This is a genomic window from Collinsella sp. OM08-14AT (genome assembly GCF_003438115.1).
Taxonomy (GTDB): Bacteria; Actinomycetota; Coriobacteriia; order Coriobacteriales; family Coriobacteriaceae; genus Collinsella.
On record NZ_QSTE01000001.1, the window covers coordinates 239,339 to 255,097 of the forward strand.

Genomic DNA, 15,759 nt, shown 5'->3' on the forward strand with positions numbered 1-15,759 from the left:
CGTGGCCTTCGAGCACTACATATATACCGGGACAACCCGCCTGCGCTGCGGCTACACGACGGGGAGCTGCGCCGCGCTCGCGGCGAAGGCGGCCTGCGAGATGCTCTTGTCACGAAAGCCCGTCGGCCGCGTGTCGATCGTCACCCCCGGCGGGCTGCCCGTCGAGGCGAACGTGGTCGACGCATGCATCGGCGAGGGGTGCGCCCAGTGCGCCGTGCGAAAGGACGCAGGCGACGATGCCGATGTGACCGACGGCGTGCTCGTGTACGCGCGCGTGGAACATGCGGGGTCGGGCACGGGCGCTGCGGGCAGCAAGGGTGTGCCCGCGCGCGAATCGGAAGTTTCCGTCGATGGCGGCGTGGGCGTGGGGCGCGTGACGTTGCCCGGGCTCGAGCAGCCGGTGGGGGCGGCCGCCATCAACGCGACGCCGCGCGCGATGATCACTTCGGCGGTGCGCGAGGTGTGCGCCGCGCACGGCTTTTCTGGAAATATTGCTGTGACGATTTCGGTACCCGAGGGCGTTTCCCTTGCCGAAAAGACCTTCAACCCGCACCTGGGGATAGAGGGCGGCATCTCCATCCTGGGCACGACGGGCATCGTCGAGCCGCGCAGCCTCGCTGCCTTGCGCGACAGCATCGAGCTCGAGATCCGGCAGCATGCGGCTATGGGGCGGCGCGGAGTCGTGCTCACGCCCGGCAACTACGGCGGGCAGTTCATCTCGGGGCATTTCCACCTAAACGGTGCGCCGGTGGTCTTCATCTCCAACTTTGTGGGCGATGCGATTGATTGCTGCGTTCGCGAGGGATTTACCAATGTCCTTCTTGTGGGACACATCGGTAAGCTGGTGAAGGTCGCGGGCGGCATCATGGACACCCATTCGCGTACCGCCGACTGCCGCGCGGAGATTCTGGCCGCCCACGCGGCCTTGGCCGGCGCGGGCGCGAAGACCGTGTGCGAGATCATGTCGTCGGTCACGACCACGGCGGCGCTCGATGTAATCGAGGCCGCCGGCGTGGGGGACGCTGCGCGCGCCTCGCTCGCTGCGGCAATCGAGGACAGGTTGCGCCGCCGCGCGGCGGGCGCATGCGACATCGCCGCGGTCGTGTTTGACGCCGGGCGCCGCGAGCTTTTTCGCTCGTCGGGCGCCGATGCAGTTATCGGGGAATTGGGGGCGACGTATGAGTAAAGGCGTGCTGTACGGGGTGGGCACGGGGCCTGGCGACCCTGAGCTGCTCACGATCAAGGCCGTCCGCACAATCGAATCGTGTCCGGTCATCGCCGCGCCGCAGACGGCGGACGGGGCCATGGTCGCGCTTGACATCGTGCGCGGCGCCGTCGACCTTACAGGCAAGACGGTGATCCCCGTGCGATTCTCGATGACGCGCGACGCCGAGCGCCGCGCGGCCGAGCATGCCTCGCTTGTTTGCGAGCTTGTCGCGCACCTGGATGCGGTCCGCGACGTCGCGCTGCTGAACCTGGGGGACCCGAGCATCTACGCCACATTCCAGCGCATAGCGCCCGACGTGCGCGCCCGCGGGTTCGAGGCGTGCGCTATTCCCGGCGTGCCGAGCTTCTGCGCGGTCGCCGCGGCGCTCGAGCGCGACCTCACGCCCGAGATGTCGTCGCCTCTGCACATCGTGCCCGGCGGCTACGACGACGTGCGCCACGCAATCGGCTGGCCGGGGACGAAGGTGGTCATGAAGGCGCGCCGCTCGCTTGCGGACACGAAGCGCATCCTTCGCGAGGAGGGCGCCTTCGACGGTGCCGAGCTCGTAGAGGACTGTGGGCTTCCGGGCGAGCGCGTGTACCGCTCGCTCGACGATGTGCCCGATCGGGGCAGCTACTTCTCGACGATGGTGGTGCGCTAGATGAGGATTTCCTGCATAGCGTTCACTGAGAGGGGGTATGCGTTGGCGGGGCGCGTCGCACGTGCGCTTTCCGATTGCGCGCAGACAGGTGAAGATGACCCTGGCTGGAACGTTTCCGTTTCGCGCGGGTTCGGCGAGGGGAAGGTCGACCTGCGCGCATGGACGGCGCTCGCGTGGGAAGCGTCGGACGCGCTCCTGTTCGTGGGCGCGGCGGGCATCGCCGTGCGGGCGATCGCGCCGCATGTCGCCTCGAAGGCAAGCGATTCCGCGGTTGTGGCGATCGACGAGGCGGGGCGCTTTGCCGTCCCGCTTTTGTCGGGGCATTTGGGCGGTGCGAACGAGCTTGCGCAAACTGTGGCACGCGCGGCAGGGGCCATCCCCGTCATCACCACGGCGACCGACGTCCGCGGCGTGTGGGCGGTGGATACGTGGGCGCGCTGTGCGGGGCTCGCCATTTCGAATCCCGAGGCCATCAAGCGAGTGTCGGCGCGGCTGCTTTCGGGCGGGCGCGTGGCGCTCTATTCCGACATGCCGATTTCGGGACAGCCGCCTGAGGGGGTTGACATTGCGTCCGACCGCGCTCGGGCCGATATCGTCGTGTCGCCGTTCGCTGGCGCGAATGCAGGTGCGTCCCTTCGCGCAGCGGAGACGACGGGCGATGTTGTGCCCGCCGGTGAGACGGGGAAGCCGGCGGGCGTGCGGGCGCAGGAGCCTGCGCCCGAGCCGCTTCGCCTTGTCGTGCCCTGCATCGTTGCGGGCATAGGGTGCCGTCGCGGTGCGTGCGCCGAAGCGATCGGGGAGGCGTTTCTTCTCGCGTGCGGGCAGGCGGGTATCTCGCCTTCGGCCGTGCGCGAGGCGGCGACGATCGACGTGAAGGCGCACGAGGAGGGTCTGCTCGCCTTCTGCCGCGCGCGCAAGATTCCGCTTGCGACGTATTCCGTAGAGGAGTTGTCGCAGGTCGAAGGCAGCGTTTCGCCATCTGATTTCGTGCGCGCGACGGTGGGGGTCGACAACGTGTGCGAGCGCGCGGCGCTCGCGGACGGGGGCAAACTTATCTTCCCGAAGCTCGCTCACGGCGGCGTGACCGTCGCGTTTTCCAAGGTAACTATCGAACTTTCGTTTAAGGAGCTGTGATGGGAAAGCTCTTCGTGGTGGGGATCGGCCCGGGCGGCCCCGACGGCATGACGATTGCGGCTCGGCGCGCGCTCGAGGCGGCCGACATCGTTGTGGGGTACACGAAATACGTGGAGCTCGCGCTCGCCGCCGTGCCCGACGCGGCGCATCTCGCGACGCCGATGATGCACGAGGTCGAACGGTGCCGCCTGGCGCTTTCGCGCGCGCAGAGCGGAGAAGCCGTGGCGCTTGTGTGCAGCGGTGACGCGGGCGTGTACGGCATGGCGAGCCCCGTGCTGGAGCTTGCTGAGGACTACCCCGATGTAGACGTGGAAGTTATCGCCGGGGCCACCGCGGCTCAGAGCGGGTCGGCGGTGCTCGGCGCCCCGCTTGCCCACGACTTCGCGGTCGTGTCGCTCTCCGATCTGCTCACGCCGTGGGAGGTCATCGAGCGCAGGCTCGCCGCCGTGGCGAGCGCCGACTTCTGCATCTGTTTGTACAACCCGCGCAGCAGAAAGCGCGCCGACAGGCTCTCGCGCGCGGCGAAGATTATGCTCGAATGGAAGGCCCCCGACACGCTCTGCGGCTGGGTACGCAACATCGGACGCGAGGGGCAGCAGTCGGGCATGTGCAGGCTCTCCGAGCTGGGGGAGTTCGACGCCGACATGTTCACCACCGTGTTCGTCGGCAACGCGGACACGAAGCGCGTAGGCGGCCGTATGGTCACGCCGCGCGGGTATCGGGAGATTCCATGCGAAAGGTAACGATCATCGGGGCGGGGCCCGGAAACCCCGACTTGCTCTCGCGCGCGGCGCTCGACGCGATCGACATCGCCGACGTGGTCATCGGCGCTCATCGCGCGCTTGTCAGCATCGACGTGCCGCCCGACGTGGTGAGATGCGAGCTCGTGAAGACGGCGGACATCGTCGCCGCGCTCACCGATGCTGTGTCGTGGCAGCGCGCCGTGGTCGTGATGACGGGCGATGTGGGGCTGTTCAGCGGCGCGCGCCGCCTGGTGGAGGCGCTCTCCGGCGACGCGCAGGTGGACGTGCGCGTCATTCCCGGCATAAGCTCAGCGTCGTATCTCGCCGCGCGCCTCGCGCGTCCATGGCAGGATTGGCGCTTCGCGAGCGCTCACGGCGTGGCGTGCGACATCGTGGCCGAGGCCGAGCACGCAGGTGAGCTCTTCCTCGCCACGTCGGGCGGGGAAGACCCCTCGCGGCTTTCGGGCGAGCTTGTGCAGGCGGGCTTCTGGGACGCGCGCGTGACGGTGGCCGAGCGCCTGTCGTACCCCGACGAGCGCATCACCTGCGCGACCGCAAGTGAAATCGCAGGTCAGACGTTCGACGACTTGAACGTGATGCTTATCGAGTTCGCAGGCTGCGCCGGGTCGCCTGCGGGCTCTAGCGCAGCCTCCGAGGCGCCGGCCGGCGCGTCTGCGCCCGCGGCTGCTTCTTTCGCGGCGGACTCTGCGGGCGCATCCCGCGCCGCGAGCTCCCGCTGGCCGTACGCTTCCTCGGGCATTCCCGACGAGCTCTTCATCCGCGGCGACGTTCCCATGACCAAGCAGGAGGTGCGCGCCGTCGCGCTCGCGAAGCTGCGCCTTACCGCGACCGACACCGTGTGGGATGTCGGCGCCGGCACGGGGAGCGTGTCGATCGAGGCGGCGCTCGTCGCGCGAGCGGGGTCGGTATGGGCGGTCGAGCGCAACGCGGCCGGCGTGCGGCTCATCCGTGAGAACGCGGATGCATTCGGGTGCGGCAACGTGCATGCGGTCCCCGGTGTCGCCCCCGAAGCGCTCGCGAAACTGCCTGTCCCCGACGCCGTGTTCGTCGGCGGGAGCGCGGGCGAGCTTCCCTCCATCGTGGAGGCGGCGCTCGAGAAGAACTCGCAGGTTCGCCTGTGCGTGCCATGCGTCACCGTTGAGACGCTCACCGAGGCGTGCGCGCTCCTCTCGGGTTCGCGCTTTAAGGGGTTCGAGGCGTGCCAGGTGTCGGCCGCCCGTGCCGAGGCTGTAGGCTCGCACCATCTTATGAAGGCGCAAAACCCCGTGTTCCTCGTCAGTGCGCGCGGTGCGAGCGCGGATGCCGAGGAGCTTGCCGAAGTCGGCGCGCTTGCTGAGTCGCCTTTCGGGGAGAACCCCTCTGTCGAGGGGAACCCATCCGTTGAGGTGGTCTCGCTTACTAACTGCAGCGCCGCAGGTGGGGAAGGCGGCGCCCGGTGAGCACGTCCATCCCGCGCTTCATGGTCGCTGCGCCCTCGAGCGGGAGCGGCAAGACGGTCGTAACGTGCGCGCTCCTGCGCGCGCTCGCGCGCCGCGGCATTGCATGCGCGGCCTTCAAATGCGGCCCCGACTACATTGACCCGCTCTTTCATCGCCGCGTCGTGGGTGCGCGCTCGGGCAATTTAGACGGCTTCTTCACCGACGCCCCGACGCTGCGCGCCCTGCTCGCACGCGGCGCCGCGGGCGCGGATGTCGCGGTGCTCGAGGGGGTTATGGGCTTCTACGACGGCATGGCGCCCGGCGTGGCCGACGCGAGCAGCTACCAGGTTGCGCGCGACACGGAAACGCCGGTCGTTTTAGTGGTGAACGGGTGCGGGGCGTCTTTATCGCTCGCCGCTGTAATCCGCGGCATCGCCGAGTTCCTGCCTTGTGCGAACGTGCGCGGCGTCGTGCTGAACAAGACGAGCGCCGCTGCCTGCGCCTACGCGGCGCCTGCGATCGAGAAGCACACGGGCGTCGCGGTTTTGGGGAATATCCCCGCCGACGAGGCGTTCTCGCTCGAAAGCCGGCATCTGGGGCTTGTGACCGCCGACGAGGTCGAGCAGCTCTCCGCGCGCATCGACAAGATGGCCGAGCTGGTGGAAAAGAGCGTCGACGTCGACCGCTTGCTCGAAATGGCGGCGACGGCACCCGATATCCGCGAGGAACCTTACCGGTTGGAGCCGATCGCGGGAGCGCGGCCCATCGTCGCCGTTGCGCGTGACGAGGCGTTCTCGTTCTACTACGAGGAGAACCTGCGCGCGCTCGAGGATCTGGGTTGCGAGCTGGCCTTTTTCAGCCCCCTGTGTGATAGCGAGTTGCCCCGGGGGACAAGCGCCCTCTATCTGGGGGGCGGCTACCCGGAGCTCCATGCGCGGCAGCTCTCCGAGAACGCGCCGATGCGCGAGGCGGTGCGGCGCGCGGTGGAATCCGGCATGCCGACGGTCGCCGAATGCGGTGGGTTTCTGTACCTGCAGCGCGAAATCGCCGATAGCGAGGGGCGGCGCTGGCCTGTTGCGGGCGCCCTTGAGGGCGCAAGCGAGAACGGGGGAAGGCTGTCCCATTTCGGGTACGTGGAGCTTACTTCCCAACGCGACGGGCTCTACGGGCCGCGCGGCACACGCATCCGCGCGCACGAGTTCCACTACTGGCAGTCCACCTGCCCGGGCGGCGACTTTTGGGCGCAGAAGCCCCGGCGCGACAAGGGCTGGCCGTGCATGACGACCACCCCGTCCCTGGTGGCGGGCTTCCCGCATGTGTACTATCCTGCTAACCCCGACGTTGCGCGCGCGTTCGCGTCTGCCGCAGCGTCGTTCGCAGAGAGGAGACGGCATGGCTGAAGCAACCGAAACCGCGCTTGCCTGCATCCGCGAGGAAGTCGAGCGAGCGTTCTCGTCGTCTCCGGGCGCCGTGCTCGAAGCCGCGCTTTCCCGGATCGCGCCCGCAGACGAGTGCGCCCGTGCCGCCGCGTACGCCGCGTGGGACTCCATCGCGCACCCCTTGGGGGGATTGGGCGACTTTGAAGACGCCGTCGCGTGTATCGCCGCAGCTCAGGGGAGCGCCGAGGTGGCCGAGTTTCCCCGTGCGCTCGCGGTATTCTTCTCCGACAACGGGGTCGTTGCCGAAGGCGTGTCGCAAAGCGGACAAGACGTGACGCGAGCCGTCGCGCGTAACATGTGCGAGGGGGCCGCGAGCGCCTGCCGCATGGCGGCGTTCGCGGGTGCCGAGGTCGTGCCCGTCGACGTGGGTATGGCCCGGGGCATAGAAGACGCGCGCATGGTGCGCGCGAACGTGCGGCGGGGGAGCGGCAACATCGCTCACGGCTCCGCTATGTCTCGCGATGGGGCCGTGCGCGCGATCGAGGTCGGAATCGCCGTCGCGTGCGGGCTTGTCCGCGCCGGCGTGCGCCTTCTCGCCGCGGGCGAGATGGGCATCGGCAACACGACCACCTCGGCGGCGGTGGCCGCAGTGCTCATCCGGGCGGACGTGCGGAGCCTCGTCGGGCGCGGCGCGGGGCTCTCGGACGCCTCGCTCGCGCGCAAGCGCGACGTGGTCGAGCGCGCTATCGACGCGAACTCGCCCGATCCCGCCGACCCGATCGACGTGCTCTCGAAGGTGGGCGGCTTCGACATCGCGGCGATGTGCGGCTTCTACCTGGGGGCCGCGGCCTCGAAGGCGCCGGCGCTCCTCGATGGGGTTATATCCTGCACGGCGGCCCTGTGCGCGGTGCGCCTGTGCCCCAACGCCTTGGGCTACCTCGTGGGCACCCACGCATCAAGCGAACCCGCAAGCCACGAGCTCCTTCGCGAGCTCGGCATAAAGGCGCCCCTCGACGCAGGCATGCACTTGGGCGAGGGCGCGGGCGCCATGGCGTATCTGCCCCTTCTGGATTCGGCGCTGCGCGTGTACCGGGATGGGAAGACGTTCACGGCGACTGGCATGGCTGCTTACGAGCATTTCGAGGCCGGGAAATGACGGTGACGCTCGTCATCGGCGCCGCCGCGAGCGGCAAGAGCGCCTACGCCGAGTCCCTGTGCCTCGGGCAGGACGGCCCCCGCGTGTACCTGGCAACGATGGAGCCCTTCGGGGAAGAGGGCGCCCGCCGCATCGCGCGCCATCGGGCGCTGCGCGAGGGCAAGGGGTTTTCCACCCTCGAGCGCACGCGTGACGTGGGCGACGCAGTGCCCGGGCTTCCGCGCGGCTGCACGCTTCTTTTGGAGGACGTGGGCAACCTGGTTGCGAACGAGCTTTTCGCGGAAGGCGGCTTGTCCCCACGTGACCCCGACGCTGCGGCGCGCGAGGTGCTCGGAGGCATCGAACGGCTCGCTCAGGCCGCTGCGTATACGGTGGTGGTCACCGTCGACGTGTTCGCCGATGGGATGCGCTACGATGAGGGGACCGAGGCATGGAGGCGCGCGCTCGCGCGCGTGAACGCGGGCGTGGCGGCGCTGGCCGACCGCGCAGTCGAAGTGGTATGCGGGATTCCCGTGTGGATGAAAGGTGAAGGACCTACAAGGTGAAGATAGCAGAGGCAATCGGCGCGGCGTTCGGAACGTTCTCGCGCATCCCCGTCCCGAAATCGGCCTGGACCGATTTCGGGTCAACCCATGCACTTGCCGCGTTTCCCCTGGTGGGCCTTGCGGAAGGCTTCCTCATGACGGCGTGGGGGCACGTGGCGAACCTGCTCGGCGTGCCCGCGACCATCGTCGCGGCCGTGCTCGTGGCGCTGCCTGTGGCGGTGACGGGAGGCATCCACCTAGACGGGCTCTGCGACACCTCCGATGCGCTTGCAAGTTGGGCCCCGCGCGAGCGAAAGCTCGAGATCATGCACGATCCGCGGGCGGGCGCCTTCGGGGTCATCGGTGTTGTTGTGTACCTTATTCTGCAGTTTTCCCTTTTCACCGCGTTGTCGCTTACGGCGGGGGCGTTCCTCGCGCTTCTGTGCTCGCTCGTGTTCTCCCGCTCGCTTTCGGGGCTCGCCGTTGAATGCTGGCCTGCCGCGCGTGCGGACGGCATGGCCGCGGGGCTCTCACCTGCTAAGAAGCGCGCGGCGATCGTCGTGCCGCTTTGCGCTTTCGCTGCGGCTTCGGCTGCAGGGATGGTCGCGTGCGCTCAGGCCGTCGGCGCCCTTATGGCGGTGGCGGGGCTTTTGGTGCTCGCGTGGTACCGCCATGTTGCCCTGTCCCGCTTCGGCGGGGTGACGGGGGATTTGGCCGGATGGTTTCTGCAATGGGCCGAGCTCGCGATGCTTGCCATGCTGGTGGCGGGGGGCATGCTCCTATGATGCTCGTGGTAGGTGGCGCGCATTCCGGGAAGAGGACCTTCGTGCGCGAAAAGCTCGGGTTCGCGGCGGACGATTTCGTCGACGCGGCGCAGTTTGCGGAAGGCGGCGTGCCCGCGGCTTTTGCCGGCCGTGTCGCTTACTGTGCTGAGGAACTCGTACGCGCGCTCGACGCTGACCGGGCGCTCGAGCGGCTGATCGGCTTCGACGTAGTGATTCTGTCCTTGGTCGGCTCGGGGGTCGTCCCTATGCGTGCGGAAGACGCCCAATGGCGCGAGCGCGCGGGGCGCCTGGGATGCGCGCTCGCTGCGCGCGCCGACGTCGTCGTGCGCATGACGTGCGGGATTCCCCAGGTCATCAAGGGAAACCTTGATGATGCGCCTCGAGGGACGCAGGGCGCGGGCGCGCCTTTGGAAGTCGTCTTCGTGCGCCATGGTGCCACGGCGGGCACGGAAGACCATCGCTACAGCGGGGCGGGCACCGACGAGCCCCTGTCGAGCGCGGGCGAGCGCGCTTTGCGCGACCTCGCGTGCTATCGTGACGTGTTCCGTGTTATCACGAGCGGCATGGCCCGCACCGACCAGACGGCGCGCATCCTCTTCCCGAACGCGGAGCTTATGGCGTGCCCCGGTCTGCGCGAGATGGATTTCGGCGACTTCGAGGGACGAGGCGCCGCCGAGCTTAAAGAGGATGCGCGCTACCGCGCCTGGGTAGACTCCTGGTGCGAGACGCGCTGCCCGCATGGCGAGGGCAAGAACGATTTCACCCGCCGCGTCGTCGCGGCGTTTCGGGAGGCGTGCAAATCGGAGCGTGCCCAGGGGAGTGGGCGCGCCGTCTTCGTCGTTCACGCGGGTACCGTGAAAGCGCTGCTCTCCGAGTTAGCTGTCCCGAAAATTGGATACTTCGACGTGCATACTGAGCCGGGCGGCGCATGGGCCGCCACCTGGGATGGGCGCTACCTTCGCGACGTTCGCCCCGCTTCGGGGGGCGATGCCCGGTGATGACGATTCTTGCCGTCGCCGCCGGGTTCGCGGCCGACCTTGCCTTCGGCGACCCGCGCTGGCTTCCCCATCCCGTCGTCGCCATGGGGCGCGCGATCACGTGGGCCGAAGGCCGCCTGCGGGGCGCATTCCCGCAAACGTCCGCGGGCACGCGCGCCGCAGGTCTTGTGCTCGCCGTGGCGCTTCCGCTTGCGTGTGGGCTTTTGACCTGGGGCATCCTGCATCTTTGCGGCATGGTTCACTCCGGCTTGCGCTTCGTTGCCGAGGCATGGGCGAGCTATCAGATTCTCGCGACATGCGAGCTGCGCCGCCAGAGCCTGGCCGTGGCCCGCGCGTTCTCGAAGGGCGGACTTGTCGCGGCGCGCGAAGCCGTCGGGCTCATCGTGGGACGCGACACGTCTGTTCTCGACGAGCAGGGCGTCGCGCGCGCCGCCGTGGAAACGGTGGCGGAGAACGCGAGCGACGGTGTCATCGCGCCGCTTTTCTACCTTATGATCGGGGGTGCGCCTTTGGGCATGGCGTACAAGGCGGTGAACACGCTCGACAGCATGGTGGGCTACAAAAACGAGTGCTACATCGACTTCGGCTGCGCTTCGGCGCGCCTCGACGATGCGGTGAACTGGATTCCCTCGCGCTTATCGGCCCTGATCATGATCGCCGTGTGCCCGATCGTCGGGCTCGACGCGCGCGGGGCGGCGCGCATCTGGCGCCGCGACAGGCGTCGCCATGCGAGCCCGAACGCGGCACAGACTGAGTCAGCGTGCGCGGGCGCGCTCGGGCTGCGCCTGGCAGGACCCGCGGTGTATTTCGGCAAGCTCGTTGAGAAACCGACGATAGGCGACGCGTCCCGCGAAATCGAGTGGGGCGACATCGCCCGGGCGACAAGGCTCATGCTCGCCGCGTCCGTATGCGCGCTTGTCGTCTTCGGTGCTGCGCGCGCGGCGGTCGTGCTCGCCGTGGGGGCGATGGCATGAAGGAAGACCACGTCGCGCCCCGGGCTGCCGGGGGAATCCTGCGTGCCCGTGCGCATGGGGGTAGTACGCAATCGCTCGGCATCGCTTGCGAAGGGGGCGCCTCCGACCTCATTGACTTCTCGGTGAACGTGAATCCGGCAGGCCCCTCGCCGCGCGCCGTCGCCGCAGCTTGCAAGGCGCTTTCTCGAATCGACGCCTACCCCGATAGGGAAAGCCTCGCCCTCGTTCGCGCCCTAGCGCGCGCCCAGGGCATTCCCGAAGATACTATCGTCTGCGGCGCGGGCGCGTCCGACATCATCTGGCGGCTCGCCGCGGCGGTGCGCCCGAAACGCATCGTCGTGTGCGCGCCGACGTTCTCTGAATATGCGGAGGCGGCATCGTACTACGGCGCATGCGTGCAGGAGTTCCCGCTCTCCGAAGCGGACGACTTCGACGTGCCCGCCTCCTTCGCCCGCGCGATTGAGAGGCCGGGAGACGTGGCGTACCTCTGCAATCCGAACAACCCGACGGGGCGTCTCGTCGACCCCAGCGTGATCGATGCCGCGGCTTGCCGCTGCGAGCAGGTGGGCGCGCTGCTCGTCGTGGACGAGTGCTTCCTCGGATTTGCGCCCGACGCCCGCGAAAGGAGCGTGGCCGCACGCGCCGCGTGTTCGCGCCACGTGGCCGTGCTCTCCGCGTTCACCAAGCTCTACGGAATGGCGGGCTTGCGGCTGGGATATCTGATCAGCGGAAACGCCCAACTCATCGAGGGGATTCGCCGGGCGGGGCAGGCGTGGCCCGTCTCCTCGGTCGCCGAGGCCGCGGGCATCGCCGCCCTGGAAGACGTTGAATACGTCTCGCGCACGCGCGATGTATTGGCGGGTGAGCGAGCGTGGCTTTCCCACGAGCTCTCCTCGCTCGGGCTTTCCGTCGTGCCATCGGATGCGAACTTCCTTTTAGTCCGCACGCCGGCGAAAGATATCCCCGAGCGCTTGTATAAACAGGGGGTTTTGGTCCGCACGTGCGACTCGTTTTCGGTACTGTCCCGTTTCTGGTGCCGCGTCGCGGTGCGCACGCGCAAGGAGAATGCCCGGCTTGCGATGGCGTTCAGCCGCGCACTTCGGGCGGAAGGTGCATCGGGCGAAGGCGAACCCGACGAACGGAGCGGCGCTTCTTGCAGCGGCGCTATGGCGGGCGCGGATGGCCGAGGCTCGGCGAAGGAGGTCGATACCCGTGGGTAGGGCGAAGCCCATCATGATCCAGGGCACCATGTCGAACGCGGGGAAGAGCCTGCTTGCGGCGGGGCTGTGCCGTGTGCTTTCGCAGGACGGCCTGCGCGTGACTCCCTTCAAGAGCCAGAACATGGCGCTCAACAGCGGTGTCACGGCCGACGGGCTCGAGATGGGGCGCGCCCAGATCATGCAGGCCGAGGCGTGCGGCATCGCGCCCGACGTGCGCATGAACCCCATCCTTCTCAAGCCCGAAAGCGACCACCGAAGCCAGCTCATCGTGGCCGGCAAGGCGCAGGGAGCCTTCGCTGCGAGGGACTACTTCGCGCGAAAGAAGGCGCTCATGCCGCAGATTTTGGAGGCGTTCGATTCGCTCGCGGAGGAAAACGACGTCATCGTCATCGAGGGCGCCGGCAGCCCCGCCGAAATCAACCTTTCCGAAAACGACATCGTCAACATGGGGCTCGCGCGCGCCGTGTCCTCCCCCGTGCTGCTCGCGGGCGACATCGACCCAGGCGGGGTGTTTGCCCAGCTCTACGGCACGGTCGCGCTCTTTGCGCCCGAGGATCGCGCGCTTTTGCGGGGGCTTGTGGTGAATAAGTTCCGCGGCGATGTGGAAATCCTGCGCCCGGGTTTGGCCCCGCTCGAGAAGATGTGCGGGGTTCCCGTCGTGGGGGTCGTGCCGTATCTTACGCTCGACCTGGACGACGAGGACTCGCTCGCGCCGCGCCTATCTGCCCGCGAGGCGCGCGGCGTCATCGACGTCGCCGTCGTGCGCCTTCCGCATCTGTCGAACTTCACCGACTTCGACCCGCTTTCGCGCGTGCCCGGCATGGGCGTGCGCTACGTTTCCTCGACGACCGATCTGGGCCGACCCGACCTGGTGGTGCTTCCCGGCTCGAAGACCACGCTCGACGACGCGCGCTGGCTTGCGGCTAGCGGCATCGGAGCCTGTGTACGCGCGCTTTCGGGCGCGGGCACGCCGGTGCTCGGCATATGCGGAGGCTACCAGCTTTTGGGAGACGAGCTTTCCGACCCGCACGGCAGGGAAGGCGCTGGCACCGCGCGCGGGCTCGGGCTCATCCCTGCAAGTACGGTGTTCAAGGAGGAAAAGCGCCTCGCCCAGTCGGAGCTGCGCATCACGGGCGCCCAAGGCGCGTTCTCGGTGTGGAACGGCATGACGGCGCGCGGGTACGAGATTCACGACGGCGAAACGACCGTCTCCTGTGCCCCTGCGGGCACGATTGGCGGCAAACCAGAAGGCGCGGCCTGCGGAAACGTGTTCGGAACCTATCTCCACGGCCTGTTCGACGAACCGGGGGTGGCGCTCGCTCTCGCGCGCTCGCTCGCGCGCATGCGCGGCCTGCCCGAGAGCGTCGTGGGTGCTGCGGGCGCAGCGTCCGCAGCCGATCACCGTGCGCGCGAGTTCGACCGCCTGGCCGACGTCGTGCGCGGGGCGCTTGACATGGAGTATGTCTACCGCATTATCGAGGAGGGCGTATGATCCACGTGTATCATGGCGACGGCAAAGGCAAGACTACGGCGGCGATGGGCCTCGCCCTTCGCATGCTCGCCGCAGGCCGCCGCGTCGTCGTCGTGCAGTTCCTGAAAGACGGCGAAAGCGGGGAGGCGCGCCTGCTCGCCGAGCATTTCGGCGTGCCCTTGTTCGCGGGGAAGGTGTCGGACAAGTTTACCTGGTCGATGACGTCGGAAGAACTTGCCGCGACGTGCGAGCTGCACGATGGGAACCTCGCTTCCGCGCTCGCCGAGCTCGAGGGCGCGCAAGAGGGACTGCTCGTGCTCGACGAGGCGCTCGACGCGCTTTCGAAGGGGCTTGTCGACGAGGCGCTCGTGAACCGCGCGCTCGATTTGTCCGCGCGCGGCGTCGAAGTGGCGCTCACCGGGCGCGCGCTTTCCCGCAAGATCGTGGAGAAGGCCGACTACATAACCGAGATGCGGTGCGAGAAACACCCCTACTCTCAGGGGATATGTGCAAGGGAAGGAGTGGAGTACTAGATGGATTCCAAGGAGATGGCGCCCGGCGACATCGAGCGGCGCAGCTTCGAGATCATCACCGAAGAGCTCGGCGGCTGCACGTTCCCGCCGCTCGAAGAGCCCGTCGTGAAGCGCGTCATCCACACCACTGCCGACTTCTCGTACGCCGATTCCCTCGTGTTCACCCATGACGCCGCGCACTGTGCGCTCGACGCACTGCGTGCAGGGGCCACGGTGCTCACCGACACGAACATGGCGCTCGCAGGCATAAGCAAGCCCGCGCTCGCGAAGCTCGGCTGCAAGGCCGTGTGCTACATGGCCGACCCTGATGTCGCCGCGGCTGCGCGCGCCGCGGGCACGACTCGCGCCGTTGTGAGCATGGACAAAGCTTGCCGCATCGAGGGTCCGCTCATCGTGGCCGTCGGCAACGCTCCCACAGCACTTCTGCGCCTCGCCGAGCTCATGGACGCGGGGAAGATCGCGCCCGCGCTCGTCGTTGGGGTGCCGGTCGGGTTTGTGAACGTGGCCGAGGCGAAAGAGGAGCTACTTGCGCGACGCGTGCCGGCCATAGTCGCGAGGGGCCGCAAGGGCGGCTCGACCGTGGCGGCCGCCATTATGAACGCGCTGCTCTACCAGATCACGCGCACTGGTGGCGCGAAGTGACGGCCCCCGCATCCGTGCCGGCGCTGCGCATCTTCGCCGGCACCACCGAGGGCCGCCTTCTGTGCGAATGGGCGAGCGGGGCGGGCATCCCCGCCCGTGCCTACGCGGCAACCGAGTACGGAGGCGAGCTTTTGGGTGAGCTTCCGGGCATCGAGGTGCATGCGGGCAGGCTCGACGATGCCGACATGGAGCGCGAGCTTTCCGGCGCGCGCATCGTCGTCGACGCCACGCACCCCTTCGCTACGCTCGCAAGCGACAACATCCGGGCCGCTTCGCTCGCCGTGGGTGCACGATGCCTGCGCCTTGCGCGCCCGGTCGAGGCGCTGCCCAAAGGCATCGTGCCGGTCGCGTCGATTGCCTGCGCGGCGCGCTTTCTCTCCGAGAACCCGGGTCGCGTTCTTCTCACGACGGGGAGCAAGGAGCTTGTTCCCTACACGCGCGTCGCCGATTTCGCGGAGCGCTTCTTCGTGCGTGTGCTCCCGCTGCCCGGTGCTATAACGAAGTGCATCGACGCGGGGTTTTCGCCGTCGCACGTCATCGGCATGCAGGGGCCCTTCACCCGCGAGCTCAACGAGGCGATGCTTCGGCAGGTGGGCGCCCAGTGGCTTGTGACCAAGGACTCGGGAACCGTAGGCGGCACGGCCGAGAAGCTCGCCGCAGCGCGCGCCGTGGGAGCGCGCTGTATCGTGGTCACCCGCCCCGCCGAGGGAGGCGGGGCCCTTTCGCTTCGGGAAGTGGAAGATGCGCTCTTACGGGAGTTCGCGCGCTAGGCGCTCGCCGCGCCTAGCGCGCCCTCCCGCCCGCGAGGAGGATCGCCCCGAGCAAGCTCGACCCGTACAAGCCCGTCATCCGCCAGAGCTCGAGGACGACGCCCGAAACTGGCGCAAACAGCC

The 15,759-nt window shown here is 68.4% G+C and carries 16 protein-coding genes; all 16 read left to right on the plus strand.

Annotated elements, in window-relative coordinates; translation table 11 throughout:
- Position 1 precedes the first annotated feature (1 nt).
- The 16 genes from cbiD to cobK are packed head-to-tail and all read left to right on the plus strand — an operon-like array spanning position 2 to position 15,636.
- The gene (cbiD, locus tag DXC18_RS01060) at positions 2 to 1,186 is read left to right on the plus strand and encodes a cobalt-precorrin-5B (C(1))-methyltransferase CbiD (protein ID WP_233508963.1); all 1,185 of its coding nucleotides are present in this window, start codon (positions 2 to 4) and stop codon (positions 1,184 to 1,186) included.
- Entirely contained in the window at positions 1,179 to 1,868 is a 690-nt protein-coding gene (gene cobI, locus DXC18_RS01065) for a precorrin-2 C(20)-methyltransferase (protein ID WP_117716078.1), read from the plus strand. Before cbiD ends, cobI begins: the two co-directional genes overlap by 8 nt.
- 42 nt (positions 1,869 to 1,910) lie before the next feature.
- The gene (locus tag DXC18_RS01070; RefSeq protein WP_233508964.1) at positions 1,911 to 3,002 is read left to right on the plus strand and encodes a cobalt-precorrin 5A hydrolase; all 1,092 of its coding nucleotides are present in this window, start codon (positions 1,911 to 1,913) and stop codon (positions 3,000 to 3,002) included.
- Positions 3,002 to 3,745 carry a precorrin-3B C(17)-methyltransferase gene (gene cobJ, locus DXC18_RS01075; RefSeq protein WP_042435525.1) on the plus strand — a complete coding sequence of 248 codons (744 nt, stop codon included), beginning with the start codon at positions 3,002 to 3,004 and terminating at the stop codon, positions 3,743 to 3,745. The genes DXC18_RS01070 and cobJ overlap by 1 nt, the downstream gene beginning before the upstream one ends.
- The gene (cbiE, locus tag DXC18_RS01080; protein WP_117716080.1) at positions 3,733 to 5,205 is read left to right on the plus strand and encodes a precorrin-6y C5,15-methyltransferase (decarboxylating) subunit CbiE; all 1,473 of its coding nucleotides are present in this window, start codon (positions 3,733 to 3,735) and stop codon (positions 5,203 to 5,205) included. Before cobJ ends, cbiE begins: the two co-directional genes overlap by 13 nt.
- Entirely contained in the window at positions 5,202 to 6,584 is a 1,383-nt protein-coding gene (locus tag DXC18_RS01085) for a cobyrinate a,c-diamide synthase (protein WP_233508965.1), read from the plus strand. Before cbiE ends, DXC18_RS01085 begins: the two co-directional genes overlap by 4 nt.
- Positions 6,499 to 7,719 (plus strand): nicotinate-nucleotide--dimethylbenzimidazole phosphoribosyltransferase, encoded by a 1,221-nt coding sequence (gene cobT / locus DXC18_RS01090; protein WP_233508966.1) that lies wholly within the window; start codon positions 6,499 to 6,501, stop codon positions 7,717 to 7,719. Before DXC18_RS01085 ends, cobT begins: the two co-directional genes overlap by 86 nt.
- Complete coding sequence (locus DXC18_RS01095; protein WP_117716082.1) at positions 7,716 to 8,264, plus strand: bifunctional adenosylcobinamide kinase/adenosylcobinamide-phosphate guanylyltransferase; 549 nt, start codon at positions 7,716 to 7,718, stop codon at positions 8,262 to 8,264. Before cobT ends, DXC18_RS01095 begins: the two co-directional genes overlap by 4 nt.
- Complete coding sequence (gene cobS / locus DXC18_RS01100; protein WP_117716083.1) at positions 8,261 to 9,028, plus strand: adenosylcobinamide-GDP ribazoletransferase; 768 nt, start codon at positions 8,261 to 8,263, stop codon at positions 9,026 to 9,028. The genes DXC18_RS01095 and cobS overlap by 4 nt, the downstream gene beginning before the upstream one ends.
- Positions 9,025 to 10,026 carry a histidine phosphatase family protein gene (locus tag DXC18_RS01105; protein ID WP_117716084.1) on the plus strand — a complete coding sequence of 334 codons (1,002 nt, stop codon included), beginning with the start codon at positions 9,025 to 9,027 and terminating at the stop codon, positions 10,024 to 10,026. The genes cobS and DXC18_RS01105 overlap by 4 nt, the downstream gene beginning before the upstream one ends.
- Positions 10,026 to 11,000 (plus strand): adenosylcobinamide-phosphate synthase CbiB, encoded by a 975-nt coding sequence (gene cbiB / locus DXC18_RS01110; RefSeq protein WP_117716085.1) that lies wholly within the window; start codon positions 10,026 to 10,028, stop codon positions 10,998 to 11,000. Before DXC18_RS01105 ends, cbiB begins: the two co-directional genes overlap by 1 nt.
- The gene (locus DXC18_RS01115) at positions 10,997 to 12,220 is read left to right on the plus strand and encodes a histidinol-phosphate transaminase (RefSeq protein WP_158551923.1); all 1,224 of its coding nucleotides are present in this window, start codon (positions 10,997 to 10,999) and stop codon (positions 12,218 to 12,220) included. The genes cbiB and DXC18_RS01115 overlap by 4 nt, the downstream gene beginning before the upstream one ends.
- Positions 12,213 to 13,712 carry a cobyric acid synthase gene (locus tag DXC18_RS01120; protein WP_233503946.1) on the plus strand — a complete coding sequence of 500 codons (1,500 nt, stop codon included), beginning with the start codon at positions 12,213 to 12,215 and terminating at the stop codon, positions 13,710 to 13,712. Before DXC18_RS01115 ends, DXC18_RS01120 begins: the two co-directional genes overlap by 8 nt.
- Positions 13,709 to 14,224, plus strand: coding sequence for a cob(I)yrinic acid a,c-diamide adenosyltransferase (locus DXC18_RS01125; protein ID WP_117716088.1), 516 nt, complete (start codon positions 13,709 to 13,711; stop codon positions 14,222 to 14,224). Before DXC18_RS01120 ends, DXC18_RS01125 begins: the two co-directional genes overlap by 4 nt.
- Positions 14,225 to 14,866 carry a precorrin-8X methylmutase gene (locus tag DXC18_RS01130; RefSeq protein WP_117716089.1) on the plus strand — a complete coding sequence of 214 codons (642 nt, stop codon included), beginning with the start codon at positions 14,225 to 14,227 and terminating at the stop codon, positions 14,864 to 14,866.
- Positions 14,863 to 15,636, plus strand: coding sequence for a precorrin-6A reductase (gene cobK / locus DXC18_RS01135; protein ID WP_117583481.1), 774 nt, complete (start codon positions 14,863 to 14,865; stop codon positions 15,634 to 15,636). Before DXC18_RS01130 ends, cobK begins: the two co-directional genes overlap by 4 nt.
- The last annotated feature ends 123 nt before the right edge of the window (positions 15,637 to 15,759 follow it).

Bases quoted from the DNA above. Each gene is read 5' to 3' on its own strand.
- cobI (WP_117716078.1), top strand. From the start codon at position 1,179: ATGAGTAAAGGCGTGCTGTACGGGGTGGGCACGGGGCCTGGCGACCCT.
- cobJ (WP_042435525.1), top strand. From the start codon at position 3,002: ATGGGAAAGCTCTTCGTGGTGGGGATCGGCCCGGGCGGCCCCGACGGC.
- cbiE (WP_117716080.1), top strand. From the start codon at position 3,733: ATGCGAAAGGTAACGATCATCGGGGCGGGGCCCGGAAACCCCGACTTG.
- cobT (WP_233508966.1), top strand. From the start codon at position 6,499: ATGTGTACTATCCTGCTAACCCCGACGTTGCGCGCGCGTTCGCGTCTG.
- DXC18_RS01095 (WP_117716082.1), top strand. From the start codon at position 7,716: ATGACGGTGACGCTCGTCATCGGCGCCGCCGCGAGCGGCAAGAGCGCC.
- DXC18_RS01105 (WP_117716084.1), top strand. From the start codon at position 9,025: ATGATGCTCGTGGTAGGTGGCGCGCATTCCGGGAAGAGGACCTTCGTG.
- cbiB (WP_117716085.1), top strand. From the start codon at position 10,026: ATGACGATTCTTGCCGTCGCCGCCGGGTTCGCGGCCGACCTTGCCTTC.
- DXC18_RS01115 (WP_158551923.1), top strand. From the start codon at position 10,997: ATGAAGGAAGACCACGTCGCGCCCCGGGCTGCCGGGGGAATCCTGCGT.
- DXC18_RS01125 (WP_117716088.1), top strand. From the start codon at position 13,709: ATGATCCACGTGTATCATGGCGACGGCAAAGGCAAGACTACGGCGGCG.
- DXC18_RS01130 (WP_117716089.1), top strand. From the start codon at position 14,225: ATGGATTCCAAGGAGATGGCGCCCGGCGACATCGAGCGGCGCAGCTTC.